This is a genomic window from Pseudomonas frederiksbergensis (assembly GCF_035751725.1).
GTDB lineage: Bacteria > Pseudomonadota > Gammaproteobacteria > Pseudomonadales > Pseudomonadaceae > Aquipseudomonas > Aquipseudomonas frederiksbergensis_A.
Genome location: NZ_CP142104.1, coordinates 1,931,952 through 1,948,605 on the forward strand (window position 1 = coordinate 1,931,952; position 16,654 = coordinate 1,948,605).

Sequence of the window (16,654 nt, forward strand, 5' to 3'; positions counted from 1 at the left end):
GGCGCTGGCGGTGGATTACGCTCGGCAATTGCAGGAGTTGATCGACCACTGTTGCGAGACCCAGCGCCACGGCTTCACCCCGTCGGACTTCCCCCTCGCCGGGTTGGACCAGGCGCAGTTGGACGCGTTGCCACTGGTGGCCCGGGAGGTGGAGGACCTCTATCCGTTGTCGCCAATGCAACAAGGCATGCTGTTCCACACGCTGTACGAGCAACAGGCCGGCCATTACATCAACCAGATGCGCGTGGATGTCCAAGGGCTGGAGGTCGAACGCTTCCGCCAGGCCTGGCAAGCGGCGACCGACGCTCATGACGTGCTGCGCAGCGGTTTTGTCTGGGAAGGCGATTTCAAGCGTGCGTTGCAGGTGGTGCACAAGCGCGTCGACGTTGCGTTGCAGCTTGAGGATGGGCGCATACAAGCTGACCTTCCTCGCTACCTGGACACCCTCGCGACAGCCCAGCGCCAACAAGGGTTTGCCCTGGACGCTGCGCCGTTGCTGCGGTTGGTGGTCGTGCGGGTGGCGGATGATCGCTATCACTTGATCTACACCAGCCACCACATCCTCATGGACGGCTGGAGCAATTCACAGCTGCTCGGCGAAGTGCTGCAACGCTACAGTGGTCAATCCATGGCCGTGTCCGGCGGACGTTATCGAGACTACATCGCCTGGCTGCAACGCCAGGACGCGGCGGCCAGCGAGGCGTTCTGGAAGCCTGCGCTAGAACGCCTGGAAGCACCGACACGGTTGGCCGATGCGGTTGGCAAGCCGACGGACGCCGGTGTTGGTTATGGCGATCATATGCAGGTGCTGGACGAGTCGTTGACCCGGCGCCTGGAAGCCTTCGCTCGCTCCTCGAAAGTCACGGTTAACACGCTGGTGCAAGCGGCGTGGCTGCTGCTGTTGCAGCGCTACACCGGCAAATCCACCGTGGCGTTTGGTGCGACGGTGGCCGGGCGTCCGGCTGACTTGCCCGGCATCGAGCAGCAGATCGGCTTGTTCATCAACACCTTGCCGGTGATCGCCAGCCCTCGGGCCGAGCAGTCGCTGGACAGTTGGTTGCAAACGGTGCAGGCGCAGAACCTCGCCCTGCGCGAGTTCGAGCACACTGCGTTGCTCGACATCCAGCGCTGGGCCGGGCAGGGCGGCGACGCGTTGTTCGACAGTTTGCTGGTGTTCGAAAACTACCCGATCGCCGAGGCCTTGGAGCAGGGCGCGCCGGACGGTTTGCGCTTCGGTTCGCCGATCACCCAGGAGCAGACCAACTATCCGTTGACGCTGTTGGTGGGGTTGGAGCGGCAGTTGTCGGTGCACATGAGTTATCAGCGGGCGAGTTTCTCGGCTGTAACGGTGGAGCGATTGGCGGCGCATCTGGTGCAGTTGCTCGGGCAGATGACCGCGCAGGGCGAGCGCCCGTTGGGTGAGCTGTCGATGCTGGAATTCGATGAACACCAGCGCCTGACCCATGACTGGAATCCTGTGGATGCGCCGTTCGAACAGGACGTCTGCATTCATCAGATGATCGCCCGCCAAGCGGAAAACGCCCCGGACGCCTTGGCCGTCACCTTCGCCAACACGCGTCTGAGCTACAGCGAGCTCGACGGCCGCGCCAATCGCCTGGCCCACCAGCTCATCGAACTGGGCGTCGGCCCGGAAGTGCGGGTGGGCGTGGCGATGCCGCGTTCCGAGCAGTTGCTGATCGCCTTGCTGGCGGTGCTCAAGGCGGGCGGCGCCTACGTGCCGCTGGACCCGGATTACCCGGCCGAACGCGTGGCTTACATGCTTGATGACAGCCGGGCGCGGGTGTTGTTGACCGAGCAGTCGGTGGTCCAGACGTTGACGGTTCCGGCTGGAACCGAAGTGCTGATGCTCGATCAGCTCGACCTTTCAGGCTATCCGTTGAGCGAGCCGGTTACCCAGGTCACACCGGACAACCTCGCCTACGTCATCTACACCTCCGGCTCCACCGGCAAACCCAAGGGCGTGGCCATCGCCCACCGCAACGTCCTGGCATTGATCGACTGGTCCAAATCCGTCTACAGCCGCGACGATATCCAAGGCGTACTCGCCTCAACCTCGGTTTGCTTTGATCTGTCGGTGTGGGAGCTGTTCGTCACCCTGGCCAACGGCGGTTCGCTGATCATCGCTCGCAACGCCCTGGAACTGCCGCACCTGCCGGCCCGCGACCAGGTGCGCCTGATCAACACCGTGCCCTCGGCGATCGCCGCGTTGCAGCGCAATGGGGAGATTCCGCACAGCGTGCGCATCATCAACCTGGCCGGTGAGCCACTGAAGCAGAGCCTGGTGGATGCCCTTTACCCACAGGGAATCGAGCATGTCTATGACCTTTATGGTCCCTCCGAAGACACCACCTACTCAACCTGGACCCGCCGTACCCAAGGCGGCACGGCCAACATCGGCCGCCCACTCAAGCACACCGCCAGCTACCTCCTCGACGCCAACCTGCAACCGGTGCCCCAGGGCGTCTCGGCCGAGCTGTACCTGAGCGGCGCCGGCATCACCCGGGGCTACCTCGGGCGAGCGGCGATGACCGCCGAGAAGTACGTGCCCAACCCGTTCTCCACCACGGGCGAGCGCCTGTACCGCACCGGCGACCTGTGCCGTTATCGCGCCGACGGCGTGCTCGAATACCAGGGTCGCATCGACCATCAGGTGAAGATCCGCGGCTTCCGCATCGAGCTGGGGGAGATCGAGGCGCGGCTGCTGCAACAGCCCGAGGTCAACGAAGTCGCCGTGCTCGCCCAGGAAGGGCCGGGCGGCCAGCAACTGGTGGCCTACGTGGTGACCTCGGCGGACGCCGACACACTGCGCGATCCACTCAAGGCCCGACTCAAGGAGCATCTGCCGGACTACATGATCCCGGCCCACTGGCTGTTCCTCGACCAGTTGCCGCTGACCCCCAATGGCAAGCTTGATCGCAAGGCGTTGCCGGGCGTGGAGGCCGGGGTGACGCAAAACGGTTACGCGCCCCCCGCCAGCGAACTGGAGCAACGGATCGCCGACATCTGGCAGCAAGTGCTGGAAGTGGAGCAGGTTGGGCGCAACGATCATTTCTTCGAGCGCGGCGGTCACTCATTGCTGGCGACCCAGGCGATCTCCCGGCTGCGCAAACTCACGGGTAATCCGCTGAGCTTGCGTGACCTGTTCGATCATCCACGGCTCAGCGCACTGGCGGCGCTGATGAGCGAGACCGGTGACGCAACCGTGCGCGCAGGCGACTCCAGCAAGGTTCGGCTCAAGGCCCATGGGCCAAGGCAATCGGCACCGTTGTCGTTGGTGCAACGGCGGTTGTGGATCGCCGAGCAACTGTCCGGCGGTACTTCGGCGTATGGCATGCCCATGGCGCTGCGCCTGTGCGGCGAGTTGTCGGTCGAGCGGCTGATGAGCAGCTTTGCCGAAGTGACGCGCCGTCACGCCGTGCTGCGCACCGCGTATGTCCAGGACGACGAAGGCGATCCACTGGCGTTGATTGCCGACGAAGTCGAGCTGGATTTCCCTCTGGTCGATCTGTCCGAGCTTTCGCCCGGTGCACGGCAGGAACGCGTGGCCCAGGCGACGCTGGACAATGCCCGCATTCCGATCGACCTGGAACAGGCGCCGCTGCTGCGCGGGCGGATCCTGCGCCTGGGCCCGACCGAGCATGTGTTGTTGTACGCCATGCACCACATCATTTCCGATGGCTGGTCCATGGGGTTGTTGATCAACGAGCTGGTGCAGATCTACGAAGCCGCTTCACGGCATGAACCGATGCCGCTGGCGCCACTGGAGGTCCAATACCATGACTTCGCCCTGTGGCAGCAGGCGTTGGAAGACCAGGGCGTGCTGGCGCGCCAGGCCGACTATTGGAAGCAACGACTCGACGGTTACAACGGGCGTCTCGACTTGCCGCTGGACAATCCTCGTGGGCAGACGGCGTCGTATGAGGGCGATGCGTTGCAGTTCGAACTTCCTGTCGACCTCAGCGCAGCATTGCGGCGGCTGTCGAGCGAGGCCGGCGTCACGCTGTACAGCACGCTGCTGGCCTCGTTCCAAGTGTTGTTGCATCGCCACTGCGCTACGCAGGACCTGGTGGTGGGCGCTGACGTGGCCGGGCGTGAACAACCTGAGTTGGAGCGCTTGATCGGCTTTTTCGTCAATGTCCTGCCGCTGCGTTCGCGCTTCGATGCGGGCGTGACCTTCAGCCGATTCCTGGCCCAGGCCCAGGACGATCTGCTCGGCGCGCTGGAGCATCAGGACTTGCCGTTCGACCAGATCGTCGACGCCTGCGGCGTGCCTCGTCACAAGGGCATGAACCCGTTGCTCCAGGTGTTGTTCGTGATGAACAACGTGCCGGTGCGCACACGCTCCATGGCGGGCTTGAGCGTGGAGTTCCTGCCGGCGCTGCAGAACCATTCTAAATTCGACATGGCATTGTTCGTTGACGAAGAAGAAGGGCAATTGCGCGGTAATTGGCAATTCGCCACAGCCTTGTTCGGACATGAGCGCATCCAGTACCTGATCCGGGCCTGGACGACCCTGTTGGAACAGATCGTCGCTGATCAGGACATTCAATTGGGAGCTATCAGCATGCCAGTCGACAACGTGGCGACAGCCGCCGCGCCAACCAACGCCCCGGGGCCCAAGGCCGACAAACTGGGCAAGTTCCTCAAGCGCTCGGCAACCCCGGCCGCGCGGCCGCGTCCAGCGTTGGTGCGTGAATCGCTGGTGGCGGCGCCTCAGCGTTTCCCTCTGATGCTGGAGCCCGGCGAGCCGCACCTGGACGTCATCGAGTGGATCCGGCAGAACCGACCATCGATCGAGCAGAAACTGGCCGAACACGCCGGCATCCTGTTCCGTGGTTTCGCGCTGGATGGCATCCAGGGCTTCGAAGCGTTCGCCGAAGCGATCCAACCGGGGCTGTACGGCCAGTACGGCGACTTGCCGAAGAAGGAAGGGGGCAAGAACACCTACCGCTCCACCCCGTACCCGGAACGCAAGATGATCTTGTTCCACAACGAGAGCTCCCACCAGGACCGCTGGCCGCGCAAGCAGATGTTCTACTGCGAGCAGGCCGCGCCCGTCGGCGGCGCGACCCCGGTGGTGGACTGCCGCCTGATGTACGAAAAGCTGCCGGCGGACCTTCGCGAAAAGTTCGAGGACAAGGGGCTGCTGTACGTGCGCACCTTCACCGACAAGCTCGACGTGTCGTGGCAGCACTTCTTCAAGACCGAGGATCGCCTCGAAGTGGAGGCCCGTTGCCGGGCAGGCGGCATCCAGTGGCGCTGGCTCGACAACGACGAGTTGCAGACCCGCACGCCAGGGCCGGCGATCATCACGCACCCGATCACCGGAGAAAAATCCTTCTTCAACCAGGTACAACTGCATCACATCTACTGGCTGGAGCCGGACGTGCGCCAGGATTTGTTGTCGATGTACGGCCTGGAGCGCATGCCCCGGCACGTCTATTACGGCGACGGCACACCGATCGAAGACGAGGTGATGGCCCGTATCGGTGAGTTGTACGAAGCCTGCGCGGTGCGTTTCGACTGGCACAAAGGCGATGTGATCCTGCTGGACAACATGCTGGTGGCCCACGCCCGCGACCCGTTCGAAGGACCACGCAAGATCGTCGTCGCCATGGGCGATATGTACGACCACGCCAGCCTGCAACGGCCATCGACCGTTGGGCAATCCGCCCGGGGCGCATTCAATACCGAGGAAACCGGAGCATGAACGAGGTGATGATGGACACGCAGGAAGCGGGTTTCGCCCTGTCGCCCGAGCAGCAATGGGCGCTTGAGCAACTGTCGGGCACGACGACTCGTGGCGAGGCCTTGCGCTGGGTGAGCGTGGTCATCGATGGCGATCTTGATCCGCAGCGATTGCAGGACGCCTTCGACACACTGGCGGCGCAGCAGCCGATGTTGCTGGCGCGGCTGGTCAAGGTCGCCGGTTTCCACGGCCTGCGCCAGGTAGCCCATGCCGGGCGCTTTGCGCTGAAGATAAGCCCAAGCGAACAATCCGCTGAAGAAGTCCAGGCGCAGATCAACGAAATCCTGGGCCAGGCTTTTGTTATCGGCGAATCGGCCGGTGTCCAAGCCGTGCTTTATCGTTTGGCGCCACGGCAATGGCGACTGCTGCTGGGCATCGCCCGTTACAGTGCCGATGCGCCATCGATGAACTTGCTGCTTGGACAGGTACGCCAGGCTTACGCGGGCCAGGTGTCGGAAGACGAAGCACCAGGCGAGTTCGGCCAGTACCTGCAATGGCGCAGCGAAGTGGTGCTCGATGAAGATGCCGCCACCGCGCGGACCTATTGGCAGCAACATCTGCAAGGTTTGCAGGCGCAGATCGACACGCCATGGCTGGCGGCACGCCGCGCCGGCAGCGGGACCGCCGATGCGCGTGTGTCGTTGGCGTTGGAACCGGCCCGGCGCGATGCTTTGCAGCGCTTGGCCGACGAGCTGGGGCAACCGCTGACGACCCTATTGCAAGGTGCGTGGTGGCTGCTGTTGGGGCGCTTGAGCGGCTCCGACCAGGCATTGGTGGGCGTTCGTCATGACAGCCGCAGCGACTACGATTACTTCGCCCATGCCATCGGCATGTTCGAGAAAACCCTGCCGCTTTGCATACCATTACCGGCCAGCGCGCCGTTCAGTGAGTGGCTGGAAGAGTTGGCGATGCGGCTCGAAGCCCATCGCACCTGGCAGGAATACTGGACGCCGGAACTGGCGCCGGACGCGGCGCATCCCGCCTATGGTTTCGCGGTCGCTGCGGCAAGTTTCGTCCACGGCGACAACAGCCTGGAGTGGACGGGATCGTCGCCTGTGCAGGCTGATCCGCTTGAGCTGCTGCTGCAGGTTCAATTGGACGATGCCCAGCGGCTTGCCGCGATCGACCTGCAATATGCCGACGCTCGTTATTCGCAAGCCGCCGCCACCGCTGTGCTGGAACAATACGACGTGCTGCTGGCCTCGATCCTGGCGGCCGCGCAGACGCCGCTGGCGCAGCTCAACCTACTGGGGCGCAACGAGGAATCACGCCTGCGCGCGATCAACCCGCCGATGCAGGCGCTGGCCGATAACCGCTATCTTCCCCGGCGCATTGCCGACCTGGCGCTCCATGCGCCGGACACCATCGCGCTGACCGACGCCCATCAGTCCTGGAGCTACGGTCAGCTAAACGCACAGATCGAACGCGTGGCCCTCGGCCTCCAGGACCAAGGCCTGGGCGAGGGTTCGATCGTTGCCCTGGCCTTGCCGCGCTCGGCGGAGCTGGTGGTCGCCATGCTGGCGAGCTGGCGCATCGGTGCGGCGTATCTGCCACTGGACACCCAATGGCCCCAGGCTCGCCAGGCATTGATGGTGGAACAAGCGGGCGCCGCGTTAGTGCTCACCGGCGCGGCGCACCTGCCGGCTTGGCAGGACCAGTCGCACAAGGCGCTGGCATTGGACGGACTCAGCCCAGCGAACGCGACGTTGCCGGCACTGGCGACCAAGGGCAACGACATCGCCTATGTGTTGTTCACGTCCGGCTCCACCGGTGCGCCCAAAGGCGTGGTGATCGAGCATCGGCAGTTGCTCAATTACACCGCCCAGGCCAGCCAGGCCTTGGCGCTGGATCAATGCAAACACTTGGCCTTCAGCTCCACCGTGGCGGCGGACCTGGGCAACACGGCGTTGTTTGGCGCGCTGTTCAATGGCGCAACGCTGCATGTCGCCAGTGACGAGCAGATGCAGGACGGCGCGCTGTTTGCCACGTTCATCCGGCAGCATCAAATCGATTGCCTGAAGATCGTGCCGTCGCACCTCGCGGCGTTGCTTGACAGCGAGCAGGCGGCATTGCCGCGCACCCTGGTGCTCGGCGGCGAGCCGATTGCGCCGACGTTGATCGAACGCATCGCCCGGTTGCGCAGCGATTGCCAGGTGTTCAACCACTATGGGCCGACGGAAGCCACGGTCGGGGTGATGATTCATCCGGTGTCGCTGGAGGGCGCTGCCGAGGACTGTTCGGCGTTGACCCAGGTGCTGGGCAACAATCAGGCCTACATCCTCGATGCTGAGCGGCGGCTGGTGCCGGTGGGCGTGCTGGGCGAGTTGTACCTGGGCGGCGCGCAACTGTGCCGGGGCTATCTGAATGCCGAGGCCGACGGACAGATGTTCATCCAGAGTCCGTTCGATCCTGCGCAGCGCCTGTACCGCACCGGCGACCTGGCGCGTTACCGCCCGGAAGGCGGGGTTCAGTTGCACGGGCGGCGCGACCAGCAGGTCAAGGTGCGCGGGTTCCGTATCGAACTGGCGGAGATCGAGGCCGAGTTGCTGGGCGTGCCGCAGGTGGCCGAAGCGCTGGTGTTGCCGGGCGAGCAGGGCTTGCAGGCCTTTATCGTGGCACCGCAAGGCTTGCCTTCTGATGTGCTGAACGCCGCGCGGGCACAACTGAACGCACGCTTGCCCAGCGTGATGGTGCCGCAGCATTGGCACCTGATCGAACGCTTCCCACGGCTGGCCAACGGCAAGATCGATCGCCAGGCGTTGCAGCAGTTGGCGGCCGCAACGGGCGATGAAGAGGGCGTCGCACCCCGTGATGGACTCGAACAATTGCTCGCTGCGCGCATGGCGCAGTTGCTTGGCCTTGAGCGACTGGGCATCGATCGCGACTTCTTTGCTGCCGGCGGTCATTCGCTGCTGGTGATCAAGCTGGTGGCCGGCATTCGCAAGCTGTTGCAGTGCGACATCCATCCGGGATTGGTCTTCGATCATCCGACCGTGGCGTCGCTGGCGACGGCCTTGCGGGCCCACGAGAACAGCCCCGGGCAACTGGAGAAGATCGCCCAGGCACGCCTGCGCATGGAGGCGATGAGCCCAGAGGAAAAGGCTCGGCTGACCGAACAGGCTCGGCAACTGCAAGCCGCCAAGGCCGCGCAAGGTAGTTGACAGGGCATGAACAAAAGGCCGACGCCTTCAAGCGTCGGCTTTTTTTTATATTTTTCGCGAATGATAAATAAACTCATTCCGGTTTCTTCCACGTGCTGCGTCTTACTAAGGTATGCGGCCAATCGGCTCGGGCAGGGCAGCCCAGGCGCCGGTTGTGTCCAGGAAAAAATTTCGCTGTCGTCCAGGCGGATGACTGTCCCGGGGAGGGGGCGGTCAGCAGTTGCACCGTGCTGGCGAACGGCAGGCCATTCGGCCCCCATGGACTTTTCACTTCTACCAATAATAGAGAGCACGATGTCGGCAATTCATGAGTTGAAACCGTTGTTCAAGGCACTGGTCATGTCCCGCGGCCTGCGTTCGCGCCGGGTGTTGACGGGCCTGGGTCTGGTCTGTGTGTTGCCGCTGAGCACCCAGGTGATGGCGCAAGACGTCAACATCAACATCCCTGCGCAACCGCTGCCGCAGGCGCTGCAAGCGTTCGGCCAGCAGACCAACCAGCAAGTGATCTACAACGCCGACGAATTGGCCGGCCTGAAAAGCAATCGCGTCAGCGGCAAGATGAGCCCGCAGGCGGCCATCACCGAACTGCTCAAGGGCACGGGCGTGCGCCACAGCCTCGAGGGCAACACCTTGATGTTGGTGAAGGGCTCTGCCGCAGGCCTGGAACTGGGCGCAACGACCATCAACGCCGAACAGCTGGCTGCGACGACCGAAGGCAGCAACTCATACACCAGCAATGCCGTGACGATCGGCAAGGGCACCCACACCCTCAAGGAAATTCCCCAGTCGGTCACGGTGATGACGCGCAAGCAGATGGATGACCAGAACCTGGTCAGCCTCAAGGATGCCGTCAACCAGACCACCGGCATCGTCGGCCTGCAGGGCGTCGGCCAGGGCATGATTCTGTCGTCGCGCGGTTTCCAGATCGATGACTGGCAGTACGACGGTGTGCCGATCCCGCGTAACACCTACTCGCTGGGCAACTGGGCGACCCAGGACCTGATCTTCTTCGACCGCCTGGAAATCCTCCGTGGCGCGTCCGGCCTGCTGCAAGGCACCGGCAGCCCCGGTGGCGCTGTCAACCTGGTGCGCAAGCGTGGCCAGAATGCACCGACCGTGACCCTGACCGGCAAGGCCGGGTCCTGGGATCACTACGGCCTGCAATTGGACGCTGGCGGCCCGCTGAACGACGCCGGCAACATCCGTGGCCGTATCGTCGCCGATGAAGACCAGAGCAATTCCTTTGTCGATCACGCGTGGACCAAGACCCACTCGTTGTACGGCTCGCTGGACATCGACCTGAGTGAAGACACCACCCTGGGCTTCGCGGCCAGCCAGTCCAATGGCGAATCGCGCGGCAACATCCGCGGCTTGCCACGCTACGCCGATGGCTCGATGCCGGACGTGTCGCGCTCCACCTACACCGGCGCGCGCTGGAACCGTTCCGATATCGATGTCACCACCCTGTACACCGACTTGGAGCATCGCTTCAACGAGGACTGGGCATTCAAGGTCGGCGCCGTGCACATGACCGAGGACAACCAGGCGAAAAACCAGCGCACCCAAAGCCCGGGCGGCCTGCTGCCCGATGGCAGCCGTGTGCAATATGCCGACTTCGTCACCGACTTCCAGTCCACCAAAGTGGGCCTGGACATGAACCTGGTCGGCAAATTCGAAGCCCTGTCGATGGAACAGGAGGTCATGCTCGGCGGTAACTACTCCCAGCTGGAGACGGATGACAAATACGCCCGCACGTTCAACAACAGCAGCGACTTCATTTTCGACCTTGATAACAACCGTCCCGACATCAGCTATGAAGGCTTGATCAATAGCCCGGGTGGCATGGGCACCCTCAGCAAATACGACGTCCGCCAGAAAGGCGTGTACGGCACCTGGCGCGTCAAGCCGGTGGACGACTTGACGCTGATCCTCGGCTCGCGGGTCAGCTGGTACGACTTCAGCTACAAGTCCAAGACCGAAAGGGCAACCGGTATCACGCCCAACACCCCAAGCACCTCAACCGAAACCGGCGTGGTCACGCCCTATGCCGGCATCGTCTATGACCTGAGCCGCGAATGGGCGGTCTACGCCAGCTACACCGACGTCTTCCAGCCGCAGACCAACGTCGATCCCGACGGTTCGGTACTCAAGCCCATCGTCGGCAAGAACTATGAGGTCGGCCTCAAGGGTGAGTTGATGGACGGGCGGGTCAACACGTCCTTGGCGGTCTTCCGCTACGACCATGAGAACCGTGCCGTCAACATCCCCAGCTGCGTTGGGTTGAACTGTTCCGAGGCGGCGGGGAAAGTGCGCAGCCAGGGCATCGAGGCCGAGATCAGCGGTGAGGTGATCGATAACCTGCAGCTGTTCGCGGGCTATACCTACAACACCACCAAATACCTCGAAGATCCGAACAATGAAGGCAGCATCTTCAGTACCTGGACGCCGAAACACATGCTGCGCGTCTGGGGCAACTACCAGTTCACCGGCGACTGGAACCGCGCCAGCGCCGGCCTGGGCTTCACCACCCAAAGCCATACGCAGGTCTACGATCTCAACTATGACGTACCGGGCTACACCGTATGGAATGCCCGTGTCGGCTACCAGCTGACGCCGGAGATCGGGTTGGCGGTCAATGCCAACAACCTGTTCGACAAGACCTACATCACCCCGGCCTACAACCAGCTCAATGGCAACAACAACTTTGGCGATCCACGTAATCTGATGTTCACCGTGAAGTACACGCCGCAGTTCTGATTTCCTGCAAAGACAGAAAAACCGACCCGCCTTGTGCGGATCGGTTTTTTTATGCGGTCAATCTGGCTGAAAACACAAAACCGTGGCGAGGGAGCAAGCTCCCTCGCGACGGGAAAGAGTGTTCCTACAAAAAATGTGGCGAGCCGGAAATTTCTGACGAGTCGTGTCGATTGGTGGTTCGCAAGCGCTGGGGATAGGCTTTGTCCGTCGCTACAAAATCAGCGACCGGGTTTGGTCGCCCAGGGTTAGAATGGCGCACTCTCAGCCGCGCGAGCGGCTGTCTGCCTTATGGCTGACTGTGCGTGGGAGGGCTTCGGCCCTGCCGGGTTCCATTCCCTGGTCGACCAACCTGCGTACAGTTCGCCACCCCTCTGCTTGGTCGCAGAAAATGGTGAACTCCACTTTTGAATGGAGCTGCACGTCATGGTCAAGATCACCCCCAATCCCCCCGGAAAAGCCGAAACCTATCCTCATACACACGCTTCGACTCGGCAGAGCAACGCGAGGCAGCCGACCGGGCATTGAATATTCATTTGTCTCCAGATGCGGCCGTCAAGCCCGATACCTTGGAAGGCCATGTCTTTACCGTAGTCAAGGGCCTCAGCACCGAATCCATACTGACCACTCTCAGCGAAACCCTAGCTTCCGCCAATGCCATGGCCAACGACCTGGCCTTCGATCTGGAAGGCTCGCGACGGCACGTGGCGTTGGGGCTTCAGCAATTGATCGAGCTAGGAACACTTCTGGCTAATCGAGCACTGGATGACATCGAGCTGCCCCAGCCTCCACGCTAGCCGCAGCTCCCTCGCCACGGTTTCTTTTTTGCTTAAGAGAGCTTTTCTACCGTACTGGCCAGAAAAGCCTCGACCAGTTCCCCAAGCAATCCCTCATCAAAGATCATGCCCCGATGGCGCAACGGCGAATGCACCGAGCATTGCAGCTCGCCCGTCAGGCTGTGTTCCATCAGCAGGGCTTCGCAGAATGCCAATTCATCGGCGGTTTTCTCCGCTTGTGTCCACCAGCAACTGGGCCGTACCCGAACCGGCTTGAAGCTGAACCCCTCGAAGGCCTCCAGCAATCGATCGTGCACGGAGAACGCCTGGGCATTCATGACCTCTTCCTTGACGCTCTGCACGATCGACAGCAAGTCGCCTCGCTCAGGCTCGATCTGGCCGGCCGCCCATTCATGGAATGCCTTGACTGAACTGCCAGGATGTTCCCGTCGATAAGCCGCCGTGCGCTCCGTCAGTGACGGGAACAGCAGGTCAAGATACTCAATGGCTTCAAGCAGATCCTGGGAGGCAGCATCGTCTTTTGCGCCACCCGCCAAATACCGATGGCGCGGCAATCCTGAGGGATACAAATGTTCCGGGATGGTGCTGTCCACCAACCCGAGAAAACCAACGGTGTGCCCCTGGCTTTCCAGCATCGCCGCGATGTCGAACGCGATCGTCCCGCCCAGGGACCAGCCCATCAAGTGATAGGGGCCTTGCGGTTGGGCGCTGACGATTTCCTTGCTGTAGTCGGCAATCATCTGCTGCCAGGCCTCGGGCCCTGCATGGGGTTCGCTGAAGCCGCGGTGCATGATGCCAACGGTGCGCGCCTGGTTTTGCAGTTTGCGCGCCAGCGGTTGGTAGCAGAACACGATGCCGCCGCTGGGGTGCAGGCAGAACAACTGCGGTGCGCTCGCGGGCGCGTTGTTCAGGGCGACGAGGCATTGCGTCTGCTCGCGGTGTTTTTGCGAAATGAACAGCGCCAGCTCGGCGATGCTCGGGTTGGCCAGTAATTCCTGCAGGCGCACGGTGATGTTCAGGGTCGCCTTGAGCTTGGCGATCAGTTCGATCGCCAGGATCGAATGCCCACCCAGCTCAAAGAAACTGTCGCTGATACCCACGCGCTCGACCTTAAGGGACTGCTGCCAGAGTTGCGCCAAGGCTTCTTCCAACTGCGTGCGGGGCGCCACGTACTTCGAATGCCGGAGGGTGGCGTCGGGTTCGGGCAAGGCCTTACGGTCGAGCTTGCCGTTGGCATTGAGCGGCAGGTGGTCGATGAACAACAGATGACTGGGCACCATGTAGTCCGGCAATTGCGCCTTGAGCGCAGTCAGCAGGTCTTCGCGCAGCTCGGCACTGGCCGGTTGCGTCGGGATGACGTAGGCGATCAGTTGCAGGCCGCCCGGGCCGTCGTGGGTCAGCACCACACCCTCGCGCACGCCCGGCAGCGTTTGCAGGCGCGCCTGGATCTCGCCCAGTTCAATCCGGAAACCGCGGATCTTGACCTGGTGATCCAGGCGCCCGATGTACTCGATGCTGCCGTCGCTGAGGTAGCGGGCCAGGTCCCCGGTGCGGTACAGGCGTCGACCCGGCAGCGGGTCGAACGGGTCGGGAATGAAACGGCTGGCGGTGAGGTCGGCACGCTGGTGATAACCACGGGCCAGGCCGGCGCGACCGATATACAGCTCACCGATGCACCCCTTGGGCACCGGGTTCAGGTGCGCGTCGAGCAGATACCAGGACAAGTCGACGATGGGCTCGCCGATGGGGCTGGCGGCCTGGCTATGCAAATCCTGCATCGACAGTGGCCGCCAAGTGACATGGACGGTGGTTTCGGTGATGCCATACATGTTGATCAATTGCGGTGACTGGTCCCCGAAACGTTCGAACCAAGGGCGCAGGCTCTGCACATCGATCGCTTCACCGCCAAAAATGACCTGGCGCAATTGATGGATGAGAGGCTGTCGAGGTTCGCAGGCCACTTGCAGCAATGACTTGAACGCCGACGGCGTCTGGTTGAGCACCGTGACCTTTTCCTGGCAGAGCAGGGCATGGAAATCCTCGGGCGAACGGCTGACGGCGTGGGGCACGATGACCAGTCGACCACCGTGCAGCAGGGCACCGAAGATCTCCCAAACGGAAAAGTCGAAGGCGTAGGAATGAAACAGGCACCACACGTCCCGGTGGTCAAAACCGAACCACTGCTCGGTAGCACGGAACAGGCGAATGACGTTGTGGTGCGCGAGCAATGCGCCCTTGGGTTTGCCGGTCGAACCGGAGGTGTAGATCACGTACGCCAGGTTGTCCGGATCCATGGGCACAGCGGGATTGTGCTCAGGCCAGGCGTGATCGGCATCGCTCGGTTCCAGCAGCAGGCAGTCGATGCCAGCCGGCAACGCCAGTGACTCAAGCAGATGGGCCTGGGTCAGGATCTGCCTGACGCCGCTGTCCTGGATCATGTAGGCCAGTCGGTCGGCCGGGTAGGCCGGGTCCAGCGGTACGTAGGCGCCGCCGGCCTTGAGAATCGCCAGCAGGCCGATGATCATCTGCGGCGTCCGCTCGACGGCGATGCCCACCCGCACGTCGGGACCAACGCCTTGCTCGATCAAGCGATGGGCCAGTCGATTGGCGTGTCGGTTGAGCTCGGCATAGCTCAGATGCTGCCCTTCGAATGTCAGGGCTATCGCCTCGCCTGCGTGGGCGGCATGGGCTTCGATCATCCGGTGCAGGCATTCTTCGCTGCACAGTTGGGTGGGTTGGCGGTTCCAGTCGTTGAGGGTCAACCGGCGTTCATCGGCGCTCAACAATTGCAGCTCGCCAACAGCGCAGTCGGGCGCCTCGATCAGGCCCCGCAACAGGTTCTGCCAATGCTCGGCCATGCGCTCGATGGTGGTCGTGCGGTACAGGTCACGGCTGTACTCGAACGTCGCGAGTATTTGCTGTTGTGAATAGTCGACATCCAGCGACAGATCGAACTTGGCCTGGCCTTCACCGGTGTCGAGGAACTCCAGGGTAAGTTGATCCGGGCTTGGCAGCGACGCCGCCTGTGACCCGGTGCGCCAGTTGAACAGGACTTGGAACAACGGGTTGGCACCCAATTGATCGAGGATCAATTCCAGCGGGTAATCGGCATGCTCCAGCGCGGCGAGGGATTGCCCGCGCAGCGCCCGAAGAAAGTCCAACCCGCTGCGAGTCGAGTCGATTCGCGCCCGGTACACCTGGCTGCTGACGAAAAAACCCACCAGGTCCTGGCTTTCATGGCTGTTGCGGTTGGCGTTGGGGACGCCGACGGTGAAATCGTCCTGGCGGCTGTAGCGGGCCAGCAGCAGTTGCCAGGCGCCCAGCGCCACCACGAACGGCGCCAGCCCCTGGCCTTGGCAAAAATTCTCCAGCGCTTGCGCCAACGACGGGGCCAGCGATACGTGTACGCGACCGGCGCTGTGTTGTTGGGTTGCACTGCGCGAGAAGTCCTGGGGCAATTCCAGGGCGGGCAAATCATGGCCCAGGTACTCGCCCCAGTATTCGCCACTGCGTCGGCAGGCAGCGCTTTGCAGATAGTCGCCGCGCTGGTGGGTTGCGTAGTCGGCATATTGCATCGGCAACGGTGGCAGCGCAGACCGATCACCCAGCAGAGCCCGGCCGTACGCCTGGGTCATGTCCTGCATCAGGATCGTGTTGGACCAGGCATCGGAAACGATGTGATGCATATTGAGCAGCAACACATGTTCGGCACGGCTCAAACTGAGCAAGGTAGCCCGCATCAGCGGCGCCTGGGTGAGATCGAACGGTTGCCGGGCGTGTTGCTCGATGTGCCGGGAAAGCGCCGGCTGGTCGAGCCCGGTGAGGTCTTCGCGATGTAGGATCAGGCGGGCGCTGCGCTCGACCACCTGGGTGGCGGCGCCGTCGATTTCAATGAACGCGGTGCGCAGGATGTCGTGTCGGTCGATCACGCGATTCAGCGCGTCTTCCAGGGCATCGGCATTCAGCTCGCCGGTCAGGCGCAAGGCCCGGGGCAGGTTGTAGGCCGAGCGGGTCGGATCTCGCTGTTGTTCCAACCACAGGCGTTGCTGGGCGAAAGACAGCGGCGCGCGATCCAGCCTGCGGCGGCTGGCCCGGGCGTGCAGGCCGTCGGTGGCCTCATCGAGCAGCAGCGCCAGCAGATCATCATCTAGCAGTTCGTTCATGGTGTTCTC

The 16,654-nt window shown here is 62.8% G+C and carries 5 protein-coding genes (1 of these 5 running past the window's edge); 4 read left to right on the forward strand and 1 reads right to left on the reverse strand.

What is annotated here, in order from left to right; all coding sequences use genetic code 11:
* The 4 genes from VQ575_RS08640 to VQ575_RS08655 form a co-directional block, all read left to right on the forward strand.
* Positions 1-5,731, forward strand: the 3' portion of a protein-coding gene (locus VQ575_RS08640; protein ID WP_325919457.1) for a non-ribosomal peptide synthase/polyketide synthase. Its footprint begins 7,739 nt before the window's first position; only the last 5,731 of its 13,470 coding nucleotides appear in the window; its start codon lies off the left edge, out of view; its stop codon occupies positions 5,729-5,731.
* Positions 5,728-8,931 (forward strand): non-ribosomal peptide synthetase, encoded by a 3,204-nt coding sequence (locus tag VQ575_RS08645; protein ID WP_325919458.1) that lies wholly within the window; start codon positions 5,728-5,730, stop codon positions 8,929-8,931. The genes VQ575_RS08640 and VQ575_RS08645 overlap by 4 nt, the downstream gene beginning before the upstream one ends.
* 294 nt (positions 8,932-9,225) lie before the next feature.
* Complete coding sequence (locus tag VQ575_RS08650) at positions 9,226-11,688, forward strand: TonB-dependent siderophore receptor (RefSeq protein ID WP_039593987.1); 2,463 nt, start codon at positions 9,226-9,228, stop codon at positions 11,686-11,688.
* Between the two features lie 533 nt (positions 11,689-12,221).
* Positions 12,222-12,482 carry a DUF6124 family protein gene (locus tag VQ575_RS08655; protein ID WP_039593985.1) on the forward strand — a complete coding sequence of 87 codons (261 nt, stop codon included), beginning with the start codon at positions 12,222-12,224 and terminating at the stop codon, positions 12,480-12,482.
* Positions 12,483-12,514: 32 nt separating this feature from the next.
* Here the strand turns inward: VQ575_RS08655 and VQ575_RS08660 are convergent, their stop codons facing one another.
* Positions 12,515-16,645 carry an amino acid adenylation domain-containing protein gene (locus VQ575_RS08660; protein ID WP_325919459.1) on the reverse strand — a complete coding sequence of 1,377 codons (4,131 nt, stop codon included), beginning with the start codon at positions 16,643-16,645 and terminating at the stop codon, positions 12,515-12,517.
* Positions 16,646-16,654: the final 9 nt, after the last annotated feature.

Excerpts from the sequence above, each read along its gene's own strand:
- VQ575_RS08645 (WP_325919458.1), top strand. The coding sequence starts at position 5,728 with ATGAACGAGGTGATGATGGACACGCAGGAAGCGGGTTTCGCCCTGTCG.
- VQ575_RS08660 (WP_325919459.1), bottom strand. The coding sequence starts at position 16,645 with ATGAACGAACTGCTAGATGATGATCTGCTGGCGCTGCTGCTCGATGAG.
- VQ575_RS08650 (WP_039593987.1), top strand. The coding sequence starts at position 9,226 with ATGTCGGCAATTCATGAGTTGAAACCGTTGTTCAAGGCACTGGTCATG.